21 protein-coding genes are annotated in these 24,361 nt (G+C 46.7%); 15 read left to right on the forward strand and 6 right to left on the reverse strand.

Annotation, left to right across the window (positions count from 1 at the left end; genetic code table 11):
- The first annotated feature begins 30 nt into the window (after positions 1 to 30).
- Entirely contained in the window at positions 31 to 1,530 is a 1,500-nt protein-coding gene (locus tag ACLSU7_RS18320) for a flavin monoamine oxidase family protein (RefSeq protein ID WP_413293341.1), read from the forward strand.
- On the opposite strand, the gene ACLSU7_RS18325 is transcribed toward ACLSU7_RS18320, so the two are convergent.
- Positions 1,527 to 2,036, reverse strand: a complete 510-nt coding sequence (locus ACLSU7_RS18325; RefSeq protein ID WP_413293342.1) for a hypothetical protein — start codon at positions 2,034 to 2,036, stop codon at positions 1,527 to 1,529. The two genes, ACLSU7_RS18320 and ACLSU7_RS18325, sit on opposite strands and share 4 nt — an antisense overlap.
- A gap of 1 nt (position 2,037) precedes the next feature.
- Positions 2,038 to 3,744, reverse strand: coding sequence for a hypothetical protein (locus ACLSU7_RS18330; protein ID WP_413293343.1), 1,707 nt, complete (start codon positions 3,742 to 3,744; stop codon positions 2,038 to 2,040).
- A 614-nt stretch (positions 3,745 to 4,358) separates the two neighbouring features.
- Here ACLSU7_RS18330 and ACLSU7_RS18335 point away from each other — a divergent pair.
- The gene (locus ACLSU7_RS18335; RefSeq protein WP_413293344.1) at positions 4,359 to 4,919 is read left to right on the forward strand and encodes a transposase; all 561 of its coding nucleotides are present in this window, start codon (positions 4,359 to 4,361) and stop codon (positions 4,917 to 4,919) included.
- Between the two features lie 223 nt (positions 4,920 to 5,142).
- Here the strand turns inward: ACLSU7_RS18335 and ACLSU7_RS18340 are convergent, their stop codons facing one another.
- Positions 5,143 to 6,006: a hypothetical protein gene (locus tag ACLSU7_RS18340; protein ID WP_413293345.1), complete on the reverse strand. Its 864-nt coding sequence runs from the start codon at positions 6,004 to 6,006 to the stop codon at positions 5,143 to 5,145.
- Between the two features lie 133 nt (positions 6,007 to 6,139).
- On the opposite strand from ACLSU7_RS18340, the gene ACLSU7_RS18345 reads away from it, so the two are divergent.
- Genes ACLSU7_RS18345 through ACLSU7_RS18365 form a run of 5 tightly spaced genes read left to right on the forward strand, consistent with a single transcriptional unit; the run spans position 6,140 to position 11,513 of the window.
- Positions 6,140 to 7,564, forward strand: coding sequence for a hypothetical protein (locus tag ACLSU7_RS18345; RefSeq protein WP_413293346.1), 1,425 nt, complete (start codon positions 6,140 to 6,142; stop codon positions 7,562 to 7,564).
- Positions 7,561 to 9,285 carry a hypothetical protein gene (locus ACLSU7_RS18350; protein WP_413293347.1) on the forward strand — a complete coding sequence of 575 codons (1,725 nt, stop codon included), beginning with the start codon at positions 7,561 to 7,563 and terminating at the stop codon, positions 9,283 to 9,285. Before ACLSU7_RS18345 ends, ACLSU7_RS18350 begins: the two co-directional genes overlap by 4 nt.
- A gap of 9 nt (positions 9,286 to 9,294) precedes the next feature.
- Positions 9,295 to 9,975 carry a hypothetical protein gene (locus tag ACLSU7_RS18355; RefSeq protein ID WP_413293348.1) on the forward strand — a complete coding sequence of 227 codons (681 nt, stop codon included), beginning with the start codon at positions 9,295 to 9,297 and terminating at the stop codon, positions 9,973 to 9,975.
- Positions 9,972 to 10,979 carry a c-type cytochrome gene (locus ACLSU7_RS18360; RefSeq protein ID WP_413293349.1) on the forward strand — a complete coding sequence of 336 codons (1,008 nt, stop codon included), beginning with the start codon at positions 9,972 to 9,974 and terminating at the stop codon, positions 10,977 to 10,979. The genes ACLSU7_RS18355 and ACLSU7_RS18360 overlap by 4 nt, the downstream gene beginning before the upstream one ends.
- A 21-nt stretch (positions 10,980 to 11,000) precedes the next feature.
- The gene (locus tag ACLSU7_RS18365) at positions 11,001 to 11,513 is read left to right on the forward strand and encodes a YceI family protein (protein ID WP_413293350.1); all 513 of its coding nucleotides are present in this window, start codon (positions 11,001 to 11,003) and stop codon (positions 11,511 to 11,513) included.
- A 2-nt stretch (positions 11,514 to 11,515) separates the two neighbouring features.
- Here the strand turns inward: ACLSU7_RS18365 and ACLSU7_RS18370 are convergent, their stop codons facing one another.
- Together ACLSU7_RS18370 and ACLSU7_RS18375 are read right to left on the reverse strand one after the other, a co-directional pair.
- Positions 11,516 to 12,373 carry a hypothetical protein gene (locus ACLSU7_RS18370; RefSeq protein ID WP_413293351.1) on the reverse strand — a complete coding sequence of 286 codons (858 nt, stop codon included), beginning with the start codon at positions 12,371 to 12,373 and terminating at the stop codon, positions 11,516 to 11,518.
- Positions 12,374 to 12,381: 8 nt separating this feature from the next.
- Positions 12,382 to 13,554: a hypothetical protein gene (locus ACLSU7_RS18375; protein ID WP_413293352.1), complete on the reverse strand. Its 1,173-nt coding sequence runs from the start codon at positions 13,552 to 13,554 to the stop codon at positions 12,382 to 12,384.
- Positions 13,555 to 13,634: 80 nt separating this feature from the next.
- Here ACLSU7_RS18375 and ACLSU7_RS18380 point away from each other — a divergent pair, with 80 nt between their 5' ends.
- The 3 genes from ACLSU7_RS18380 to ACLSU7_RS18390 all read left to right on the forward strand — a co-directional run bounded on the left by ACLSU7_RS18380 (position 13,635) and on the right by ACLSU7_RS18390 (position 15,924).
- Positions 13,635 to 14,309 (forward strand): PilZ domain-containing protein, encoded by a 675-nt coding sequence (locus ACLSU7_RS18380; RefSeq protein WP_413293353.1) that lies wholly within the window; start codon positions 13,635 to 13,637, stop codon positions 14,307 to 14,309.
- Positions 14,310 to 14,454: 145 nt separating this feature from the next.
- Positions 14,455 to 15,099, forward strand: a complete 645-nt coding sequence (gene folE / locus ACLSU7_RS18385) for a GTP cyclohydrolase I FolE (protein ID WP_413295438.1) — start codon at positions 14,455 to 14,457, stop codon at positions 15,097 to 15,099.
- A gap of 168 nt (positions 15,100 to 15,267) precedes the next feature.
- Positions 15,268 to 15,924 (forward strand): hypothetical protein, encoded by a 657-nt coding sequence (locus ACLSU7_RS18390; protein ID WP_413293354.1) that lies wholly within the window; start codon positions 15,268 to 15,270, stop codon positions 15,922 to 15,924.
- Positions 15,925 to 16,089: 165 nt separating this feature from the next.
- Here the strand turns inward: ACLSU7_RS18390 and pepN are convergent, their stop codons facing one another.
- Positions 16,090 to 18,705 carry an aminopeptidase N gene (gene pepN, locus ACLSU7_RS18395; RefSeq protein WP_413293355.1) on the reverse strand — a complete coding sequence of 872 codons (2,616 nt, stop codon included), beginning with the start codon at positions 18,703 to 18,705 and terminating at the stop codon, positions 16,090 to 16,092.
- Positions 18,706 to 18,731: 26 nt separating this feature from the next.
- Here pepN and ACLSU7_RS18400 point away from each other — a divergent pair, with 26 nt between their 5' ends.
- From ACLSU7_RS18400 to ACLSU7_RS18420, 5 genes are all read left to right on the forward strand, one after another.
- Positions 18,732 to 19,088, forward strand: a complete 357-nt coding sequence (locus tag ACLSU7_RS18400) for a VOC family protein (RefSeq protein WP_413293356.1) — start codon at positions 18,732 to 18,734, stop codon at positions 19,086 to 19,088.
- 72 nt (positions 19,089 to 19,160) lie between these two features.
- Positions 19,161 to 21,317 (forward strand): FUSC family protein, encoded by a 2,157-nt coding sequence (locus ACLSU7_RS18405; protein ID WP_413293357.1) that lies wholly within the window; start codon positions 19,161 to 19,163, stop codon positions 21,315 to 21,317.
- A gap of 97 nt (positions 21,318 to 21,414) precedes the next feature.
- Complete coding sequence (locus tag ACLSU7_RS18410; RefSeq protein ID WP_413293358.1) at positions 21,415 to 22,002, forward strand: alpha/beta hydrolase family protein; 588 nt, start codon at positions 21,415 to 21,417, stop codon at positions 22,000 to 22,002.
- A 69-nt stretch (positions 22,003 to 22,071) separates the two neighbouring features.
- On the forward strand, positions 22,072 to 22,647 hold the full coding sequence (locus tag ACLSU7_RS18415; protein WP_413293359.1) for a hypothetical protein: 576 nt from the start codon (positions 22,072 to 22,074) through the stop codon (positions 22,645 to 22,647).
- An 89-nt stretch (positions 22,648 to 22,736) separates the two neighbouring features.
- Positions 22,737 to 24,257 (forward strand): methyl-accepting chemotaxis protein, encoded by a 1,521-nt coding sequence (locus tag ACLSU7_RS18420; RefSeq protein WP_413293360.1) that lies wholly within the window; start codon positions 22,737 to 22,739, stop codon positions 24,255 to 24,257.
- Positions 24,258 to 24,361 lie beyond the last annotated feature (104 nt).

Raw genomic sequence — 24,361 nt, forward strand, 5'->3', positions numbered from 1 at the left:
GTGTTGCCATTCTATGCAGGTGAGGGATTGATGGCAAAAAGTTCTTTAAGTCGTCGCGAGTTTTTAAAAATTTCTGCACTGAGTTCAACCTCTCTTGCTTTGGGGGGCTGCGCAGGTCTGGATCGACTCTTTACGGGTGACAAACGAAATCTTGACGGCGAAGTCGTCATTCTTGGCGCGGGCGCTGCGGGATTGGCGGCGGCTCATACTCTAAAAAAGAATAAAATTCCTTTTCGTCTATTCGAAGCGTCCTCGCGTATCGGAGGACGGGTGCAAACGGTCTCTTTGTTCTCGGGAGAAGAGCCCGTGGCAGAGTTGGGAGCAGAATTTTTTGAAGAATCCCACCGAACTGTTTTTGCTCTCGCGAAAGAATTCAGTCTGAATCCCGTTGAATTAAAAGCGCGCAAAGGCTTTGAAGCTCACTATTTCCGCTTTGACGGCAAAAACTATCGCGTGCAAGATCTTCTGCCAAAATTCAAAACATTGGCGACACCTTTGCGCCGTGTGCGCGCGGATCTTTTCCGAGATCAAGAGGCGATTCTTACCTATCGCAACTCTTTGGTTTATGATCGCTCGACTTATTACGACACACTTTCCTTGCAAGATCTTTTGAACTCTTGGAAGGGAGAAGTTGATCCCCTGATTTTAGATTTGATTGAAAGCCAGGCGGTTTCTCGTTTTGGCGTGGATGCCTCCGAACAATCTTCGCTGCATTTTTTAAGCACGCTTGATTCCGAGGGCAGCAGTCTCTTGGCGGGCAGAAACACGTTCCGCCTGGAGGGCGGGCTTACAAATCTGATGCAGACACTGGCTTCCAGAGTCTCCGGAGTCATTCCTGACTACACCTTGAAAATGAATCATGCCCTGGTAGAGATTTCTGAAAAAGAGGGTGTTTTCACTCTGAATTTCCAAACACCGAAGGGTCGTGAGCAGTATAAAACCCGCAACATCATCTGCACGCTGCCGTTTTCAAAGCTGCGTGAAGTAAGCAATATCGATTCCCTGCATTTTTCAGACGCGAAGAAAGAAGCTCTGACAAATCTGACCTATGCCACTCACAGCAAAGGTGTCCTGGGTTTTAACTCCGCCTTCTGGAATAAGAAAAATGGTCTTGCAGCGAATCTTGGAAACTTCACTGGTGATTTCTTATCGCAAAAATTCTGGGATAGCAGTCGCGAACAAAAAGGCACCAAGGCTTTGATGACTTATTCGCGCGCGGGTAAATCCGGAGCCAATGCAGGTGCCGCTGCTGAACAGGAAGCTGTGTTTGATTTAGATTTATTTTATAAAGATCTGCCGCAATCACCGATCACTCATCAGATGGTGAATTGGAAGCAGCGTCCTTGGGCCGGGGGCTCTATGGCGGTTTATAAAAAAGGTCAGTACATGAAATTCAGAGGAGCGCCAGGGGAGCCAGAATATGGCGGGCGTTTTCAATTTGCAGGAGAGCATACAAGCTTGAAATTCCCGGGCACCCTGAACGGTGCCCTTGAGAGTGGAATTCAAGCGGCCAATTCGATCTCTATTTAAAGATTGACCGGCATGACGGCTTGTTCGCCTTTGGAAGCGACAAAGCTATCCACGTCAGATTTGTTCACAGCATTGAACTTATTTGAAAGGCGGTTGCTGGTTGCCGGCATCCCTTGAGGAGATGTGCCGTCTGCATTTACCCAAGAATAATTTTGCTGTGGAGAAACCACGAAGACCACGATGTTGTAAGAAGGACGGAAGCCTTCTTTTTCAACTTGAACCTGTGGCAATGTCACAGTGTCACCCGTGATGTAGACTGTGCGGGATTCTTTCACTTGAGAGATGTTCAGTTGTGAAGCATCCGTGGAAATGAAGGGACGCGAACCCACAGCGTAAAGAACTGTCAGGTATTGCCCTTTGTAGTTTCCAAGCTTGTTCACTTGAATCGAAGGAACCGATTCCAACTTGGCTGCCTTGGCAGACTTGGTGGAAAATGAACCACTCATAATACCCAAGCCAACAATCAAAGTCAGAGCATTGATGATAACAAGTTTAAATGATTTCATATTACTTCGCTCCTGCATTCGCGTAATTCAGATACATGACTAAGTGACCTTTCGGGTCCATGAGTACGCGATTGATATCTAATTTAATTCCCAAAATTTCCGGTGGCAGAGGGAACGCTCCTGGAATTGCTTCCTCTTTCGATTTCCATCCTGCACACTGTTCGCGAAGTTTATCTTTAATCCCGTCGCGAACTTTTCCTTTCAAAAGCTTACCAGCAATTGAGAAGTACTTATCATCCATCGCCATACTGTCTGGATCGATAGAATACAGCACCAGCTGCATGCCGGTCTTATCCGCCATTTGGCGCAATTTTGCAATAATATCGAACTCAACAACGATCTTCTCTTTCAAGAAAATGGAGTCTGGCTTGTTTTCCACCGCGACACGTAATTTAACCCAAGTTTCACTGTCCTTAATTGGCATCGCAACTGGCGCTTTTACATAGTCAATCAAAGGAGACGCCATCATTCTCAAAGTGGAACCATCTGACATGGCGATCTTTTCGAAATTACGGCGTTCAAAGGAAAGCTGCAAAATACGGTTGATCAAACCACGATCCAGGCTCAAACCGATGTCATACTTTGTTTGTGGGATCAGTCCCCAAGTGACAAGACCACGAGATTTGTCCTCAGGACGAGGCAAACTGCGGGGATTCACAGGGTCTTCCGCGTAAGCTCCCAATTCAATATTTAAGGACTCTTTCAGGCCGATGTTTTGAAGGCGCAAACCCCATTTGAAATCAGGACGGGTGTCATTCGGTTCTTTCCCCGGGGGCACCATGTTTTGAACTTGGTCCAAGTTACCTTTGAGGAACTCTTTGGCCTTTTCATTCAGCATTGCGGGCAATTGGTTGCGCGCAAAGTCGCCCAAATTCTTACGCACAGATTCTAGAATTGCCGGAGCCTGCTCGGTGAAAAGCTTGTCGATTTCTTTATTGTTTAACAAAAACTTTTTACCGTTGATCTCGATCGCAAACTGCGGAACCAAAAGTTTTTTGTACTGCAGACTTACCGGGATCGAGTCTAAGTTATTTTCCACATCCAGGGCTTCAAACTCCAACGCGCCGTATGCATTCATGCGCAGGTAAAACGGCAGACGAATTTTAAGTGGGTTTTTAGCATCACCTGCGGAAAGGCTGACTTCTTCGGCGCCAACTTTACCCAAGAATTCGTTGTTAATATCCCAAACTTTGACGGAGTTCGTTCCCAGTGTCAGATGTTTGATCTCAAGTTCAATGGCCAGGATTGCGCCTTCGCGTTTACCCAGTTTTTCCATTAACTTTTGATCAGTCACTAGCGAAAAACGGGAGAATTTAGCAACGTACCCCGATTCGCCAATTTCAATCGTCGGGCGGTGATCATTCAGTGAAAAGCCCACAAGCCATTTCGTCAAAAGCTCGCGAACCTGTTTATACATTTTCACTTCTTCAGGATTATCTTTAGCAAAGTCATCCGGATTGATCGGCTTTTCGAAAGTGTACGACAGGGCAGGGAAGTACCCCTCATCAATATTTACACCCAGGTTCCCCAGGATTTTTGCGAGTTCCGAATCAAAGTACTTCATCCCACGAGTCGTGACATGAACCTGCACCGCTTTATTCAGCAAATGCTCTTCGGTCATGAAAGGGTCCGCATCCATGGCGCGAGCCTGGAGGCTGGTAAGCCCAAGGATCATGGGAAGTAATAATTTAGGTGTCTTTCGAAGCACAGAAAACCTCATTGCTAAAGAGATGCCTCTGCCATTGCAAGAGGAGGTCCAACTGAGATCGAATAGACTGTGCCCCTAAGGAACCAGCGGTGAAGTAGCTGTCCAGAGACCTGACACTTCGGGTATTTGCTACAAAGCCCACGCTGAGCCGCCTTTTTTCACCACTCCAGCCATCAAAAGCGCTTTTTTCTTTTGAATTCCCAGTAACGTAGACACTCACTCACTGAATCACCCACTCAATCACTGAATCAATCAATCCCCTTCTGTGCTTCCTGCCAAGGTCGCAATCCAATGCGCAGCCCTGGGGGTATCGGTCATGAAGATTGGAAGTTGCAATGACCGATACCCCCAGGGAGCTGGTTGAACGAGGTGGGATCTTTAGAGAACTGCGGGTTGAACGAACAGACCGTGCACCTCGACATTGATGATTCATAGGACTTTTTTGGTTCGGCCTGTCTCGTGAGATCCAATGTCAGTGGGGCTGATTCAGAATATCCGATATTCGGTTTTGTTATTGATGGTTTCCGTTTTGGACTTAACTCAGTCATGTCTTCATTTTGCACTCGTTTATTCTGTCGGGGGTATCGGTCAAGCGATACGCGTGGAGTGGAGTGATGATGAAGCAAAGTAAGCAACAAACATTTTCTGGATTCAAGGTGCATTGGAAACACCGTCATTGTCACGGCGGTATTTTGCGTAAGTCGTCAAAAGGGCGCGGGGCACGGCCTCTTTCAAGTAAAGATCCTTTGCATATCGTTTTTAAGGTTAACAAGACGGCAGTTAAAAAGGGTCTTCGTCAACCTCGTAACTTTTCTCTTATGAATTCATTGTTGAAAAAATACTCCTGGAAGTTCGGGGTGAAGATCGAGCAATTTTCTGTTCAGACCGATCATGTGCATCTTCTGGTCCGCGGCAAAAGAATTCAACTCCAAAGCTTTTTTCGAGTGGTGGCGGGGCAGTTTGCGCAGGTGTTGACCGATACCTTCAGTCGGAAGCATGAAGGGGATAAGGTGTGGATGTATCGGCCGTTTTCGCGTGTCATCAAAGGCTACAAGGCTTACCGAATCGTGCGGGATTATGTTCGATTGAATGAGAGGGAAGCGTTGGGGCGTCCTTACTCCAAAACGCGTTTGCGAGGGCTGAGTTTGGAGCAGCTCCAGGAGCTGTGGGTTTAGGTGCGAGTGGGCGAGTGCGAAATGTTTGGCGGGAGCAACGCGTGGAAAAGATTGTTTTGAACGCGCAAATACCTTAGACGAGTGGAGTGATGAGATCCCAAACTTAGAGACAAGTGACCGCTAGGAATCAGAACCAAATCCGAAAACTAGCAACAAGAAACAAAAAAGCCTCTGTGGTGGAGGCTTTCGACAGATTCAATCTGAGTGGTGGTCTGATATTCTCTTAGAATTTCCACCCGTAACCCGCGCGCAAGATCATTTGTGTCGCGCTGGAAGTGTTGTTGTCCGGGAACATTGCATAATCGAATTGGATTGGAACGTAAGTGCGTTTGTCCAAGTGCCAGTCCATACCCAAAGTACCTACGATCGTTTGGTTCGTAGAGATCTTTGCAGTATCAAGAACATTAGAAGACTTTTGCATCGCGAACAAGAAACCCAAACCGCCACCGGCTGTGAATTCCATTGTTTTCGTTCTGGCGAAAGAGTAGCGGATCAAAACATTCATACCCAAATAACCAATATCAGCCGAACAGCTTGAACCTGCTGCACATGTACCACCAGACCAACCCGATGGAGCCGTGCCAGTCACATTCAAAGTCTCGTAACCCGCCAAGGCTTTTACGCTGATGTTTTTATCAAGATATGTTTGATAGTAACCCACAAGGTTGAAGCTTGAACCGCTCATCGTCATAGAAGCCGTTGAAGACTTCACATTCATCGAGCTGTTCACCATACCGGCCATCAAACCCCAGGCCTTTTTACCACCACCCGTCGTTGAACCACCGCGGGAAGAATTCACTTCACTCGGAGCGGCACTCATGCGGCCTTGGAAGCGTTGAAGACTTGAGCCGGGAGTGACATTCCCTTTGGAGATCGTCGCGATCGCTCTACCACCTTGAACTTTTGAAACTTGGACGAGGCCGCGTTTTTTACCGCTGCTGTCGATAACGAAATACTGGTCGCCAACCAGTGCCGTGTCGCCTTCAAGATCGATAAGCGCTTTACCGCCGGATACTTTTGTAACCTTGGCTGCGTTCGCGTTGATAGACAGGCTTAGTAATATCAAAGTTGCAATCAGTGTTTTCATACGCAACCTATCGACACAATTTGGGAAAATCTTAATCAGCTGGACTAACTTCATTTGTGCGTCTCACTTTGAGAAAATCGCAAAAATATATACAAAAAATCTCAATGTAACCGAAACTAAAAGCGGGGGAAAAATGAAGTCAACTCTGGGGTCAATGGCGCTTATGGCTGTCATTGCATATTCTCATTCAGCACACGCGCTTTCAGAAAAAGCGATTTATTCCCGTTGCTATGCTCAGCTTACAGGACTCCCTGTCCCAACGAATAGCACTGTCTTGGCGAGTATCAAAGCCGGCAAGACCAAAGCTATTGATGCCTGCATTGCGCTTTTAAATAAAGGCAAGCTTGCAAGCAGTGGAGCGTTGGCCGTCAACGACACCGAGAGTGTCAGAGTCCTCAATAACTTCTATCAATTTCACCGCACCTGGTTTCCGACAGCCAACCAGGATCAAATCTCTGGCTATCAAAACGAATTCGACAGCAACACAAATGATTTCATCGAAATGTCGACGCCAGCTTTGACGCTGACGAGAGCGCTTTTTTCGGACTTACTTTATTCAAATGTTCTTCGCGGGACGGTTAAATATGCGCCGATCCGTGGAACTCCAGGAACTTTTGCTTTGGCCCAAACCGATGCCGCAGGAAACGTTTCTTCGACGTCCGTGGTCCCAGCTCCCTATTCGGGAACAGGACTTATTTCTGGAATCGTTCCGGGATCATCCGCTTTGATTCTTGCGAATTATTCTGTACCGAACGTAGGCTTAGCTTCGCAACTGGATGGTCAGACGGGTATAGATCTTCACCGCGCCTTGGGTGGAGGCATCTTAGGTCAGCAGGCATACTTCTTATTAAACGTGGGGCACAGCAAAGGCCAGGTTTTTGATGGTGCTTTAAAGCTGCCACGGAAATGGGCTAAGACCACATTAGAAAACCTGCTTTGTTTCTCTCTTCCGGCTTTACGAGAAAGTGATATTCAGGCCTACATCGCCAGCAGTTCCGATGTTCCTTTCCGTCGCGCTGGCAGTTGCATCACTTGTCATGCTTCGATGGATCAGTTCGCTTCAACGGCGCGCAACTGGGTGGTCGCTGAAACGGCGAAAGGCAATGTGCAAAAATCCATCATGGTGGGTAATTTCACCGTGGGAGCGACTGTTGCACACTCCTGGTCAGCCACAAGCGTTCCCGGTTACCATCGTCAGAATCCTACAGGAAAATTAATGATTCGTTCCTACTCGAATGGAACATTGATCAATCGCGATGTCGCAAACGTTGAAGAGATGGGTGCACGCTTGACCGAGCTTCCAGAATACTATCAGTGCGCGGCTAAAAAATATTTCCGCTATTTCACGGGTATTGATGTGTCTTTGTATGACCGAACGGACCCGGCGAATGCGCCACTCAACAAAGCATTGACTGAACGAGACGTTGAAGACCGCAAGTTTGTAGAGACTTTAGGAAAAGAGCTTTCACAAACGCAGTCTTTAACCAAGCTTGTCGAATCGATACTGCGCTCGAATTACTATAATAAAGCCACCTTTGATCCTCGGGGGAATGAATGAGTTCAAATCGTCGTGAGTTCTTAAAACAGGGGATGATTCTGGGAGGAACTGTTTTATCAGCTTCCATCTTAGAATCGCTGGCGATGAAAATTGGTGCTGGTTTTATTCAGCAGGCCCGAGCTGAAGCCCTGACGGGCCAAGCGGATCCACGCTTTTTGTTAAACATCTGGATCAATGGGGGACCGATGCGTTACTCCTTTGACCAGTGGGTTAAAATTTATGATGGTGATAACATTGTCGCAAATCCCTATGTTTCGACGGCGTTTAATTTCAGTGGCGGTAAAGTCGCGGGGCTTGCCTACAAAACTTTTAAATACAATGGTCTGAATGTGCCCCATATTTTCTCTTTGCCGATTAAAAATGGCCAAGGGGGCTCACGCAATGCTTCGGATGCGTTGAATAACATGTTGGTGATGCGCGGCTTTGGTTCAGCCTTTGACGGTCACGATACCAATGCGTTGTTGGTGCAGGTTCCCGTATCCGGCTTACCAAGTTTGAATGGCTTGCTTGCGGATTCTTCCGAGCGCCTGTTTGCGGGAGTGATGACCGGAAATAACAACGTGGGCTTTACATCTTCGCATAACAAAGCAGGAACGCAAGTTGGCGGCGGATACGTGAGAGAGTTAATGGCAGGCTTTGCGCAGTCATCAACAATCGCGACGACCACCGCGGGGAAAGAGGCTTACAAAAACGCCTATGAAAATGCGATGTCCTATCTAAAGGCCTACGCGCGTTCCAACCGCCTGGGTGCTGACACGTTAAACAAAAATTTAGAAAATGCTTCTGCAAAAATGAAACAAGGTATCAGTGATATCGATGGTTTCTGGGATGCAGCTGTGAATCGTTATAAAAATGCGGTGGAGGGGACGGCTCGTATGTCGGGAGTTTCCGGCATCTCTGAAGCGCCTGTCACGCCATCATCTTTGGCGGGACCTGCAGGACAGTTTGGTATTTTTGGTTTCGTGAACAGTGGTGGATTTAACTTACAAAGAAATTTCACGCTGGCTCCAGATTTTGATATGCGTGAAATGACCTCAGCTTTGACTTACAATGATTTCTATCAGCAATTGGCCTTGGCAGAGTATTGCCTGACGAAAGAGCTCACAGCCTCGGTTTCAGTTGGAACCAGCAATTTCAACAACGTTCGTATCCGCACAAGTTATATTGCGGGCGACGACGTGAATAATCTTTTTGTGAATGGCGGGAACCTGGCGTTCTCGCACACGGATATGGATGGCAACACGGGGGCATATACGGCGTTGCTTTTAACTCATAACTTCTATTCAGGAATTTTGGCGGGCATTTTGGAAATGCGGGATCGTCTGCAAACAGTGCGCAGAGCCTCTACGGGTGCGAATATGTGGTCTGAATCCGTGATTCAGGTCTCTGCAGAGTTTGCGCGAAACGCGGCGATCAGCGGCCAGTCATCAGGACATGGTTATCCTTGCATGGTGACGAGTGCCTTTTCAGGTGCGATTAAAAACGGTCCTTATGTGATCGGTAATTTACGTCAAAATGCCGGTAATGGAACCAATGGTTATGGTGCTGCGATCAGTGGATATTTAAGTGGTGTTCCTTCAACGGCTTCTGCGACGTCGACTTTGTCACGCCTGATGCGTATTGAATCGAATCCGTGGGAGAACACAGCTCCAGCAATGATTTCCTTTAACGAATCCACGGGGGTTATTACATCCCTGGTCGGTATGCCGAAGGTTGTCTAGGTGGCGATGATGAATAAACGTATCACGCTTACAGTTGCAGGTTTGACAATCGGGTTGATACTCACTCAAGCATTCCAAAACTGTGCTCAACCTTTTGAGCTTTCTTCGATGTCGGGCGACTTGGATTATAGCATGGGTTCTGAACATCCGGGGAATGCGGTGGCAGCTGCTTCCACACAATCTCCTTTGCTGGTGAACCGCGTTTATATGACGAATCTGTTTAACGATGTATTTTTGACGTCGTCATCAACAGCGGCTGAAAAAACAGCGTTAACAAATATCACCAATCAATGGTTCACGAACAAAACTTCCGCGTTCGGATATCCCTGTGATATTAAAACCGGAGTCAATGATTGCAATGGAACTATTCTGGCGCCAATGAACACGGGCACAAACACCTTGCGAGCGGCATTTAAGTCGCAGGCCTGTCAAAGTGCTTTATCTAATAATACTTTCGTGAATAATTTCGTCAGCAAAGTCAGTGTTGTGGGGTCTGCTCCGACAGCAACTTCCATCGAACTGGCATTCGGTATGTTTTATCGAGGCGATGATGCAGACCCGGGACTTATTCAGGGCCTGGTGGCTTCAGATCGCATGATGTACGAAAAAAATCCTTCGATTGCTGGAGTGGATCGCTGGAGATATTTGATTCTCGCGATCTGTGAATCCAGTGGATGGGAGCAGTTATGATTACTGGAAAATTAAAATGGGTTCCAATCCTGGGATTGCCCTTGCTGGTTTTTTCGTTTCAAAACTGCAGTGACTTTACGGTGCAACAGGCGATTCTTGAATCAGCTTCATTGGCGAGTGGACAAAATTACCTGGATTCTCAAGAGCTGCCAGTCTTAACAGACCCAGCCCGTGGACCCTTGGTGCGTTGGTATCAACAAGGGCAGCCCAGTAAAGTCGATAAAGCCTATACGGGTGCTGATAAACTCAGTTACGTGTTTGCTGTAGATCGCGCAATGACAGGCAAGATTTTTACGGCCTATTCGGGAAGTGCCAATGCCGAAGAGACGGCAGTCTCCGTAGCCAGTGGCAAGATCACGGTCAGTCGTATTTTTTCTGCGGGCAACAGTGCTCAGGCGATGGTGAATCTTCCTTCGACGGGGACTCGCATGGTTATCGCCCTGCGTGCGGGTGCTCAGCCGGATGATTTTTCGTTGTTGGTAAATGGGATTGTTCAAACGATGACGATCACCAAGACCGGAAGTCCCCAGGAGTTTTCTTTCGTAACCAAGACCTTGGTGGCTGGTACGACCGGGGGGATGGTTTACGAGTACATGTTCTTTAATGACCGTCTCAATAATGCACAACTCAATTCGCTTTCTCGTTATATCGGTACGACAAATTCTGTGAGCCAGGTGATATTTGACCCGGCTGTTTTTGCCGACTCCAGCGGCTCGACCGGATCGACTGTGGATACAAAATTGGCAGCTGCGAAAGCGGTTATTGATTCCTCATGTTTAAGTTGCCATGGAGCGGGCTCGACTCGTGGAGATTTCTCAAATATGACCGCAGCAAGTATGATCACTCGGGGATTTGTTAAGGCAGGCCAACCTTTAAGTTCATCACTTTATTTTAGAATGAAAGGTTCTCAGGGTGGGGGCACAAAAAATATGCCAGACAATGGTACAACAGTGAGTGCATCTCAGTTGCAAGCTGTGTATGATTGGATATCCAACATTCAGTAAATAAAACCATGGGAGAAACTGATGAAATTGGTTATTGCAGCAGCAGTGGTAACTTTAGGTGTATCGAGTGCGTTCGCACAGTCTGTCGTGTTTGATGTGACTTTGAATCCGATGGGGGATTTCAAAGCAAAAACGAACCAAATCAAAGGGACAGCACAAGTTAAAGGCGATGAAGTATCAGCACAAAACATCGTCGTTAACATGAAGAGCTTGAAAACGGGCGTTGATCTTCGCGACAAGCACACTCAAAAATATCTTGAGACAGATAAATACCCAACTGCAACTTTGGTGACCGCTACTGGTAAAGGTGGCAAAGGTAAAGCGACAATCAAAATCAAAGACAAGCCTGTGAATGTTGATGGTACTTACAAAGTTGAAGGCGGATTGTTGAAAGCTGAATTCGTAGTTAAAGCGTCTGAGATCGGTATCAAAGATGTGAACTACATGGGTGTAGGTACGGAAGACGACGTGAAGGTTCACGTTGAAGTGCCAGTAGGTGCCGCAGCAGCAGCACCTAAAGCAGCTAAAAAATAGTTTTAAAAGCGGTAATTAACGCCGACTTTCCAAAGATAGGCTCCATCATTGATGGGGCCTATTGCTTGATAAAAATCCCACGTCTTAAAAATTCTTAGATTTATATCCGCCAAAAAGCCCGCATTGTTTTTTCGACCTGCAGTCATATCGACGCCATTACCACTAGGTATATCTATATTGCGAATGTAAATCATCGCTGTCCCACCAATATTCACACTGTTCGTAATGCGCCAGAACATACGCGGTGTTAAAGCTAACATCGTAAAACCTTGGCGCTCAATTTTCACGTCGTTAGCAAAAGGACCGCTGTTGGCTCGGCCTGCTGCCAGCATCCCACCGACATTCCAACCCCATTGCAGATAGTACGTTTCTTTCTGCAAAACTAAACCCACACCGTTAAAGTTCATATTGGATTTTGTCGTCGTACCCAGCTGAGAAACCGTCAGGATTTCGTTCCACTGAAGTGTGGTCACACCTGCAGCCCAAGAAGACACCGATTGCACTGGAAGGCGCATGCCTCGTGGGCGAGCCGTCGTAACCCCAACCTTATTCGGGTCGGCATCTGCGTCGGGATTGATGACCGTTGCTTCCTCCGTTGGTGCTTCAGCGCTGTCTTCAAATGTTGTTGTACCTTCAATCGCTGTTGTCGTTGCGGGAGCAGGTATAGGTGTAGCAGTCGAATTCAGGGTCGGCGTAGTAGCAGATCCATTTGCAGTTGGTGTTGCTGTGCCGGGTGTCGTCGTCTGCGCAGGGACTTGTGCTGGTTCACGCGGTTTAATAATCGATTTACGTTGTTGAGCGCCAGCAAAAGGACTTGTCAATAAAAGGCATAGCAAGATTGAAATTTTCATTTTACCCATTTGCGCTCCTAATAAGATAAGTGCACTTGCGTTTGCAGCGCCCAGGAATCATCCACACCGGTGCCATCCAGATTCGTTTTTCCATTTGAAAACCCAAAGCGAAATTCAGTGCGGGGGAGTGGAAATGCCAAAAGCCCAAAACTGTATTTCAAGTTTTCTGCAGAGGATGCCTGAATGTCTTCGCGGGATTGTTCAATCGTCGTTAAGATATTATACCCTCGAGCGATGGCGACCATGGATTGTATCCAAGCATAAGATCCCAGCACGGGGTCAGAGTTCGAACCTTTGCGTGTTTGCTCTCTCAGGCCGGCCTCTGCCAATAGCGAACTTCCTTTGGAAAGTCCCCAGCGAGCCGTCGCACCCGCTAAGCGCCAGCGAGTGTCGTCAGATTCTGAAGCTAAAACAGAGCCGCCGACTTTGAATTTTTCATAAACTTGATACTCGCCCACAACCGAGACACCTTTTTGACGTTTCTCAGTCACCGTATAGACATTTCCAAAGAACGGATTCACAGCAATGTCCCAGGTTGGATAAGTGAAGTGCGCGATCACACCTAAAGATTGACCATACTGGTTTAAGCCTACATCGGTAGCGGGGAAGCGATTCACAGCTGTGTGATCGACGTTGCGAATGCCATAGCCCTTATCCATTTGGCCGGCATACCACCACAGGTTATTGCTTTGCTTAAAGCGCAAATAAAATTCCTTGGCATAAACAGTCCACTTATCAATCGTCGTTTCAGGAATATCGAAATCCGCATAGGATGCCGTGGTGATCAAGGCCAAGTTCTGCTTTTTATCAAAGAAGAAATTCAGATTGAAATCACGCTGCATGTTCACCCATTTGTTCACTTCATTTGAACCATTGGGATTTTGCTGGAAATAAAGACCACGATATTTGATGCCGGGACGGAAATACCAAGGCAGAGGTTTTGTGATCAAAAAGCCCGAGCTTTCGCCGATGGCTTCTTCATCCATAGAAGCAGGGAAGACCGAGCGCGAGGTGATTTCCGTCGCAAAAAGCGCTCGCCCGTAGTCATTCAAGGCGCCTCCGCCCAAGCCGTTATAGTGGCAAGTAATGCAAGAGGAATAACCGTATCCGATAAAATCAGGATAGGCCGCGGCTTGTTTTGAAACTAGGAATGCGCCAATAAGAAATGGTATTTTGATTAGATGTCTCACAGTTAAACAGTCTATTTAGAACAGCCGGGGAAGCAACAAAAAAACTGTATTCCCACATTCGTGATGCCGATAAGTTTTCTATGAGAAAAACAGTGGGAATAACACACGGTCCCTGGGTGATTGTGCCAGCGGCATTTATTTTAATGGTGATTCCAGTGATGGATTTCACCACCATGCATACCGGTTCCACTGTACCCCTCGAAATCATTGGTTGGCTGGTGGTTTTTGCGGCGGGAATCAGTTTCTTGATTCGTCACAAGCTCTTGTGGCTGGTGGGCCTGGTTCTGTGCGCTCTTTTTATCGCGATCAATCTTTCTCATTTGATGTTCTTCCAAGAACCCGAACTTGAAACGGAAGCTTTCGTTTTTAAAATCGTGAGCTCCGTTGTCGTTGCCGGAATTGCCTGGTTGTATTTTGCCAGATCGCCGGATTTGGACCGCCGCCAGCACTGGTTGGGGCAAACTGCGCACCGCTATTACGTGGGGATCCCGGTTGTTTTGGGGGGCAAGGATCAATGCAAAACCCTGGATTTGTCTTACACAGGAGCTCGCATCGCCGTATCCCAGGCTCGTGAGAAGTTTAAGGTCGGCCAGCGGGTCTCTGTGGAGGTCCCTGATATCGACGGCATCCTTTGTCAGGCTAAAATCATAGCTGTTGGCCATAGTGAAATCCGAGTCCATTTCGTTGATACCTCTGACCATGAGCAAGAGCTGATGCGCCAGTGGCTTAGCAGTCAAAATTTGCAAAGTGTTTAAGCTTTCCCTTCCTTGAGGGCCTGTTTTAGGGCATAAGAATTTCATCAAGATAGGAACCACCGTGAGTAAAGCAAAAGCAAAACCAAAAAAAATCACTAAGCAGGGTGCTGGTAAAAAAGGTCTTAAAAAAGTTGTCGATTCTGAAATCGAACAAGTCCTAAGCACCAAGGATATTTTGGACAATGTTCGTCCTACGCCAATGATCGATAACGGTCTTAGCAACGAAGAAAAAATCGAAAAAATCACTGAAAAGTTCACAGAAATTCTTGAAGTGCTAGGCTTGGACTTAACCGATGACAGCTTGGCTGACACTCCAAAACGTGTCGCTAAGATGTACGTGAACGAAGTCTTCGGGGGGCTTGATCCGCATAAATTCCCTAAGATGACAGTGATCGACAACAAGATGAATTACGATCAAATGATCGTGGTGCAAAACATTGAATGTCTGTCTTTCTGTGAACACCACTTGTTGCCGATCGATGGTTTTGCCACCGTGGCCTACATCCCGTACAAAAAAGTGATTGGTCTTTCTAAAATCAATCGCATCGTTCAGTATTTCGCGCGCCGTCCCCAGGTGCAGGAGCGTTTGACGAAACAAATCGCCGATTGCTTGCAATATGTTTTGGATACAGATCATGTGGCCGTTCACATCAACGCGAAACACTATTGCGTGATGATGAGAGGAATCGACGACACTCACAGTACGACTGCGACATCCGATGTACGTGGTCACTTTAAAACATTACCTGAGACCCGTGAAGAGTTCCTTCATCACTGCCGTCTTAAATAGCCCAAATTTGGTTTTAAGGTACTGACAATTAACGGAACTTTGACAGGGGTGTTTCACAAGAACACCCCTTATTCGTTTTAAATCCCAAGTATTCCTTCAAATGTTGGCAGAGCATTTGCTCTGTTAGTCATAGATTCGAACTGATTAACATTTGAGAGGGTTTTTTAAGTGAATAAGCTTCTGTGTGCTTTATTGGTTTTAACAGTTCCCCACATCTCATTCGCGGCAATGGAAGCGCGTATCGAAAACGGGGAGCTGCGCTTAAGTTTAAATGCCATAGAGGCGACAGACGTCAGAGTCACGATCGATGTCGTCCCGGAGAGTCCCATCGTCGATGAAAACATGGTTAAGCACAGAGAAAACCAAAAGCAAATTGCTGAACTTGATTCCTATATCCGCCACGAAAATGAAGCGATGGCGGTGAAGTCAGGTATGTCTTCGCAAGCGGATCTTACTGAACATCAAAGAAATATTTCGAAAGCCCAAGATCTGAAGCGAGCGCTGGCTCGTGAGGTCCTTGCATGGGACGGCCTGGGTACAGCAAATTTCGGCTCTGAAAGCCGAGGTGGCGGTAAGTTGACGCTTGCTAAAGTCGGCACGTACAGAATCCCTTTAAAGAATCTGAAACAAGAGTGGAGTGACGCCGACCTGGAAGAAAGCTCCGCAAAATTAAAAATCACAGTGAGATCTGGCAAAACGGCGTTCACAAGATCCACAGTCATTAACGCCACTGAAGCCGAACTAAGCAGCGGAAAATTCCAGTTCGAAATCGGCAGCAAAGCTTTGTACATTGGCGCCGGCACCTGCAAAAAGGTCTTCAACTAAAAGGTACGGCCTTACCTGAAAAGGTACGGACTTACCTATGCGAAATGACCTACCAACTTGAAAATAAAAAAACCACGGCTCAGCACCGTGGTTTTTTATTTTGAATGATTCATTTAAGTAAGGCCGTACCTTTTTAAGGCCGTACCTTTTTAGGTAAGTCCGTACCTATTGGAGGGCGGATTGCAAAAGTTCGCGGGAGTTTTTAGACAGTCCCGGAACGTCCACCATGCGACGGATTTGTTTCATTGCCAGGTCTTTCAATTGTGGCTCTAGTTTCGCCACAAAGTTGAAAGCCGAACACAAGCGAGCTGCCACTTGCGGATTCTTAGGATCGATTTCGATGATCTTATCCGCGATGAACTCGTAAGCTTTTTCGTTATTGAAGCTGACAAGGTTCGTCGTGAACGCACGAAGAAGCGAGTACACGTTGTTCGGGTTGTTGATGTTGAACGTTGGGTTTTTAGTCAAAGCTTTGATCTCGTCCAAAATCTGTGGACGGTGAGCCAAGGCCTGAACTGTGAACCACTTATTGATTACAACAGAATCGTCCTTCCAATTCGTGTGGAAATCAGCCAGCACTTTCTCACGGTGAGAGCTTTCAGAATCTGCCAAAATCATCAACGCCGTCATACGGTCAGTCATATTTTGTGCTTCCCAGTATTGTTTTGCAACGATGTCGTAAATGGCTGGTTCATGCAAATCAGCCAAGTAATGCAAAGCCTGGTTTTTCAATAAGCGCTGGCCGAACACTTTTGTGCTGCGGCTTTTCGCTTCCACGCCGTGGTACTTATTGTAAGTGGCCAGCAAATTATCCCGATTCGCTTTCGCGATCTCTTTGCGCAAAGTCGTGCGAGCTTTATCGAAAGCCACCGGATCCAAAACGGGTTCCATTTGCGCAAGAACTGCAAGGCTTGGCATTTGAAGCATTTTTGCTTTAAATGCTGAATCCATATTTGAATCTGTCATCACGGTCGTCATCGCATTGATAAAGCGGGCATCGACTTTTAATTCTTTGCCTTGGCGAGCTTGTTTAATCAAATCAGACATCAAACGCATCGCAAGTTTTTGCGTGATCTCGCGACGATTGAAAGAGTCCGTGTCTTTTTCCATCAAGAAGTAAAGATCTTCCTCAGACGCTTCCCAGTTCAAATTCACGGGAGCGGAGAACTCACGCAAGATAGAAAGCACTGGACGCTCTTTCAATCCTTTGAACACATACGTCTCTTTTTGGTTTTTAAGTTCGATCACGTGTTGGCCGTCTGAGTTTTTCTCGATCTTTTCGCAGTTCAAAGCCAACTCTTTACCAGATTTATCCAAAAGACCCATCATCAATGGAATGTGGAAAGGCTCTTTCGTCGGTTGATTCGGTGTCGGCGGGCAGGATTGCTCAAGAGTTAAATGATACTCACCAGCTTTGTCGTCAAAACGTTCCTGGATCGCCACCACAGGAGTTCCTGATTGGTTGTACCAACGTTTAAACTGAGTGAAGTCTTTGCCATTTGGTTCCGAAATCGCCGCAGCGAAATCTTCCGTCGTCACGGCTTGACCATCATGACGTTTGAAATATTCATCCATCCCTTTGCGGAAACCTTTACGGCCCACAATGGTTTGCATCATACGAATCAGCTCAGAGCCTTTCTCATAGATCGTCATCGTAAAGAAGTTATCAACTGCCATGCAGGATTCTGGACGAACCGGGTGAGCATTCGGGCCCGCATCTTCGGCGAATTGGCCTGCACGCAAAGAATCCACGTCTTCGATACGTTGCACTCCACGGTCCGTCATATCAGCGGAGAATTCCTGATCGCGGAAAACAGTCAAACCTTCCTTTAAAGAAAGTTGGAACCAGTCACGCAAAGTGACGCGGTTTCCGGTCCAGTTATGGAAGTATTCGTGAGCGACCACGGATTCAATCGCATGGAAGTCTGAATCAGTCGCAGAATTTGTATCAGCCAATACCAGTCGGGAGTTAAAGATATTCAAACCCTTATTCTCCATCGCACCCGCATTGAAATCATCAATCGCGACGATCATGTATTCATTTAAGTCATACTCACGACCAAAAACTTCTTCATCCCATTTCATGGATTTTTGCAATGACTCAAGCGCATGCCAGCAACGTTCTTGTTTTCCGTGAGCAGCATAAACTTCTAAATTCACTTTGCGACCAGAAGATGTCGTGAACGTATCGCGAATCACGCCCAAGTCACCGGCAACCAATGCAAACAGATAACAAGGTTTTTTATGTGGATCGCGCCAGTAAGCTTTGTGACGGCCATTGCCCAAGTCTTCTACTTTCATACGATCACCGTTGGAAAGGAGGACGGGGTATTTTGCTTTATCTGCTTCGATCGTCACCGTGTAGGACGTCATCACGTCAGGACGATCCAAGAACCAAGTGATCTTACGGAAGCCTTGTGCTTCACACTGAGTACAGAAGATGCCGTTAGATTTATAAAGACCTTCAAGGGACGTGTTGTTTTGCGGCTCCAATTGAGTTTCAATTTCCAACGTAAACTCAGCAGGAACAGAAGGGATGATCATTTCTTCATCCGTTAGTTGATATTCGTTCGCTGAAAGAACCTTGTCGTTGATTTTCACGCTGACAAGTTTCAACTCTTCACCATTCAGCTGAAGGGGAACACCCTTCGTAAGAGTTTTGATTTTCGATTTAGCGATAACTCGACAAAAGTCCTCATTCAAGATGAAGTCGAGGTGGACTGACTCCACTGAAAAAGCTGGGGCTTTATAGTCCTTAAGATAAATTTTCTCTTGTTTCATGAGTCCTCGCTTCTGATAATAGAACAATGAGTTTGGTAATCTCTTCTATCACAATTAACACTGGCCAGCTACAGAACATGCTGGAATTTTATAGCCGTGTCGGCTTTAAATTCCAAATGGTGCGGGTGGATAAGGGGAGTGAAGTTTACCGTGCTCTGCACGATGGGGTGGAGTTCTCCCTTTATTCGTTGCCAACCGCACAGAAAGCTCAGGTTCCCAGTCTTCAATTGGGATTTCAAATTACAGAGCTGGAAAATACGGTTGCTGATTTAGCAAAAGTGCCTGGCAGTTTGCTGATCTTAGATCCAACTGAAATGCCCGACGGAAAAAAGGCCATTATTTTGGATCCCGACGGTCATTCTATCGAACTTTGTCAGAAATAGGATTCACATTTAATATCTCAAAACCCTCAAGTCGAAGCTTGTCTCGCTCTCTTAAGGGAGTAGCATGGGGCTATGGCATTCGTTCCTTCCAAAACCTCTTTCTGGGGTCCGCTTTTTAGTTTTGATCGTTCACGCTTGGATATCTGGGTTGCGGCGCGTGGCGCCATTGCAATCGGTCTTTCGATGCTGGTGGGAGTGTGGCTGAATTCCAACACCATTGGAATGATCGTGGTGCTGGGGGCTTTGAATGCGTGTTTTTCTGATAACTCTGATGCCTATGCTTTTCGCGCAAAACGTATGGCAAGAGCAGCCATCGTCACCGTTCTTCTAGTTTTTCTGGCATCAGTTTCTGCAGGAAATTTTTTAGTCTCCTTGGTTTTAGTCACATTGCTGGCATTCGCCTCGGGGTACTTGATAGTTTTAGATACTGTTCTTGCGGATTTAGGAACCGTCGCCATTGCAACCTTCGTCGTTTTTGGTGCGCATCCGATGGATCCCGCGCAAGCTTTTCATTTAAGTCTGTTTGCACTTTTAGGAGCGGGGATTCAGGCGTTGCTGGCGTTGATGCTTTGGCCGTTTCGTCGTTATCGGCCTGAACGTCGAGCCCTGGCAAATTTCTTTGTCGATCTTTCAACGCTTTGTGATTTGCAGTTTAAGCCTGAAGAAGTTCCCGGTGGCAGTGCGCAAAGTATTCACACGCAAATTAATTTGGGCGCGATCTCTCAAGATTCCAGACCCGAAGGTCGTCGCTATCGCTCGTTATTAACTCAAGGGGAGCGGTTGCGTTTGGGAATTTTGTCTTTAGGACGATTGAAAAATCGTATCGAAAGGGAAAATCCCGGAAATCCGTCGATTGAGATCATTGCGGATTTCTTAGCCGTCGAAAAAAGTCTGTTGCAAAAGGTGTCGGTCATCATTCGGGATGAAGAACAGATGCAAGAGGCCCGGGAGAATTTAAAATCCCTCGAAGCAGATACAGCAAAAGTTCGCGACAACGACTATAGCAATCAATCCGTATTCATGCGTGCGGTCCTAAGCGATGCTCTTCGCCAAATGGAATCCATCGTCGGACAATCCCGTGCGGTGATCGAACTTGCGACCCGCACCACAGAAGCGGGGATGATCGAGTCCCAACGCAATGAAAATGCACGCCACTGGAGATTTCGCTTTCGTGGGGTGTGGGCGACTTTAAGAGCGAATTTTACTTTTCAATCCCCGGGATTTCGCCATGCCCTTAGGATGGCGATCTGTATCGCCGTGGGAGAAATAATCGGACATCAGATGTCAGTGGATCGCAGTTACTGGGTACCCATGACGGTTGCGATCGTTTTGAAATCAGATTATGCGTCAACCTTTAATCGCGGTCTTTTGCGTATCGGTGGGACCGTGCTGGGATTGTTGCTCGCAACAGCTCTTTTTCATGTGATGCCCGAGGGCCATTATTGGGCGATTGCATTGATGGTGGTCTTTGGATTTTTGATGAGATGGGTGGGGCAAGCCAACTACGGAATTTTTGCCGTCTCAGTGAGTGCCTTGGTGGTCATCCTGGTGGCGATGACGGGAGTTCCACCTAAGGATGTGATCTGGGCCCGTGGTGTGAATACTTTTTTGGGTGGGGCGCTGGCAATGTTTGCTTATATGCTTTGGCCCACGTGGGAGAAAACTCAACTTTCTGAAGTGGTCGCGAGAATGCTTGAAACTTATCGGCGGTCTTTTCATTCTATTGCCACTTTAAGTACGGGGGAAACGCCTGCCAGCGTCACTGAGCGTGATCAACTTCGTCAACAATCCCGTGTCGCCCGCGCCAATTACATGGCATCTCAAGACAGATATTTGCGGGAGCGTGGATCCACCACTGTGGATCGGGAGTTCTTGGCCGGAGTCACGGCCGCAGGAAATCGATTCGCCCATGCCCTTGTCGCTTTAGAATCCGCTTCTCCCTTTGCTTTGGATTCCGAACAGCAAAAGATTTTTAAAACTTATGCGGAAAAAATTGAAAGTACCTTGGATAATTTGTCGCGTGCCTTGCGTGGTCAGGACGTTTCCAACAATGAATACCCGGATCTCCGTGCCGCCAATGTTGAATTGGAAAAGATGCGCGCAGAACAAGATCGTTATGGATTATTCTTTGATGAAACTGATCGCATGACCAATAGCCTTAACACTTTACGCGAGTTGATTGTTAAAAGATTGCTAGAAAACCGCCGTGCGAAAAGTGATTTGAAATAACATTGGTCCAGAATCTCGAGACAATGCTGTAAACCTACAGGGGATAGACCTCTTTCATCTTGTCGTGGGATTAATATCAGGGGTGAGGGAGGTTTTTATGAAAATCTCAGTCACCTTCAATGCCGAGGATCGATTGTTGGAAGCAGGTCTTTATATTCCAGACAACAATTCTCACGAAGAGCCTCTGGCCGCCTTCTTAGTCGAAGGCGCCATGACCGGAGGCGCTTCTCAAATCTCTGACAAATTAGCCCGAGCTATCAGTGACGAAGGCGTCGTGTGCATGGTTTTAGATCATGCCTTTTACAATGATGATCAGGAAGCGCCCATGTCCTGGGAGTCTCCGACGAAGCGAATTGCCGACATCGTTGCGGCTCTTCAATTTTTAAAAGAACACAGTATCGTGAATCCCGAAAAGATAGTCGCCCTGGGTATCAGTGTCGGTGCCGAATACATGGCAAAGGCTCTGGAGCTAACAAATTTATGTCGGGGCTTTATCGTCATTCACGGTAAAAACGAAGAGGTTCCAGATTTCAACCGGAGGGTAGATGTTCCCATCACGCAGATCATGAATCAGAATGTCGAAACCACAGCGCAAGAAGCGGTCACGTGGACTCAAGCTCTTTTCAATCTGCCACACGCTTTCGGCTCCCGTGAGTTTAAGCTTTGGGATCATATCGAAGAATAGAGGACCGTCTCATTCTGGGATTGGGCACAACCCTTGAATTAGATACCCTTAGATACTCGTTGAGTACGAATGAAAGGGTATGCTGTGATGTTGTCCAAGTTCAAAGTTGTTGTAATGGTGGTTCTGACGCTTTTTATCGGTGCATCTGCGGCTCAGGCTGCAAATAAAAAGGCTCTTATCAGAATGAGACAGCCGCAAAAGGTCTCCCCTGTAAGCAAAGACTGGCAACGCGAAGTTGTCAGTGATTTGTATGCAGCAACAGCCTCCGCTGAAAATCTTGACTCTCAACTAGAGCCCTTGATGAATGCCGCTGGTTTTAGCTATATCCAAAAATGGAAACGCAATATCAATGAGTCGGCATTACAGAAAACATTTTCCAAAGATCTGAAAAGTCATTTGCAAATCATGGCGACGCTTTTTGATAAACACACTCAGTATAAAAAATTCGACCGCGTCAGTGAGTTTGAATTTCAAAACTTGGTTCGTCGCAGCGACTATATTCTGTCATTGCCTGTTTCAAAAGAGGCCATCCAAGAAACCATGGGCACTCCTAAGTTTGCCTCAGAATTTAAAACAGTTCTGGCAGAGTATAATAAAGTCCGTCAGCGTTTTGACTCAAAAAGTATCCAATTGGCGCTAAAATAAACATTCGTGTTCTCGATCTGAGAACCTCTGCAGATTCCACTTTGCCTCCATAATTTGGCGGCAAAGTAGTTTCATACGCGGAGGTTTTTATGTTTTCTGTACGTTGGTTCAAGGGTATTCGTGGCAAATTAGTTCTGTTAGCAGCTTTCCCATTTGTGGTAACTGCCATTCTTTATTATCAAGCTGATGGCGGGATCGCCGCTCTTCAAAAAAGTCTGAATCAGGCGAATCTCGTTCGTGGTCCTTCGATCACATACACCGGGCGCATGGCGAAAGAATCTGAAACTTTGCAAAGATATGTTTTAAATGCCGTGATCTCTAAGAATGCTGAAGAAACTCATACTGAAGTGATCAAAGCCCTCGGAGCAATCGAGGCTTTTGATAATGCGATGGCTGAGTATAATAAAGTTCCACACGGTGGCAGCACGGCACAAATCTTTGACGAGATCACCAAGCTCTGGGCCCAAGCTAAACCGGCGGCCCAACTAGCGATCGAAAAAATCAGATCGGGTCAGGCCGAGCAAAGCCATGATGTTTTAGAGAATCAATATCGTCCCTTGGCTTCGCAAATGTCAGCAAAGCTACAAGACCTGTCAAATTTGCGTCTGCAACTGATGTTAAATGATTCTAAAATGGATGCTGAATTGATCCATCATAAAGAGCAAATCATCGACTGGGTCGGGCTAGTGGGTCTGGCACTTACGTTAGGATTTTCAGGTTGGGTGATTTACGGATTAAATCGTCAGTTGACGACGGCTGTGAAAACCTTGGCCGAAAACTCGTCCAATATGTTTCACTCCAGCAAAGAATTGTTTGCGACCAGCGAGCAGGTGGCCCAAGGCTCCACTGAGTCCGCGGCCTCTATCGAAGAAACCGTCGCATCGTTGGAAGAAGTGAACTCCATGGTGCAGATTAATTCTGAAAGCGGTCATAAAGCTGCGGAATTTGCGGAGGAAGCCGTTCGTCAGGCCGAGCAGGGACATGCCGAGATTCAAAATTTAATCAAGGCTATGAAAGACATCGAGGCTTCGTCAAAACAGATCAACGACATCATTGCGATGATTGACGATATCGCCTTTCAAACAAATATTCTTTCGTTGAATGCCACGATAGAAGCTGCCAGAGCCGGGGAACATGGTCGTGGATTTTCTGCGGTGGCTGAAGCTGTTCGCAAGCTTTCTCAAGACAGCGTGAACGCTGCGAAAGAAATTGCAGAGCTTATTCATCAGAGTACAGAAAAAATTCAATTGGGGGCTAAATCTGCAGAAGTGAGTGGTCAGGTCTTTACTAATATCAATCAAACCATTCATAAGGTTGCAGAAATGAGTCACGAGGTGGCACAGGCTAGTAACGAGCAAGCTCAAGGCGTCGGGCAGATTAATAAAGCCATGAATCAACTGGACACCTCGACCCAAATGAACTCGGCTGCTTCCGAAGAAGTCGCTGCCTCTGCCCAGGAACTCTCGGGGCAAGCGGTGCGTTTACAAGATGTGGTCAGTGAGCTTGAAGAGATCTTGAACGGAAAAGCACCTCAGTTGCAGGTGAAAGAAAATGTGAGCTCGAAATTACCAGTGCTGATGAGAAAACCCGTGCTGGTAAAAGCTTCATAGGTTCATCAGAGAGATAATGAGTCATATTAATTAATTGGGACTTAATATCAGTTTAACCACCGTCCCATGAAAAAGAGCCCTTTCTCGTATGCAGAAATGGCTCT

This window comes from Bdellovibrio sp. HCB185ZH (assembly GCF_047302455.1).
Classification (GTDB): domain Bacteria; phylum Bdellovibrionota; class Bdellovibrionia; order Bdellovibrionales; family Bdellovibrionaceae; genus Bdellovibrio.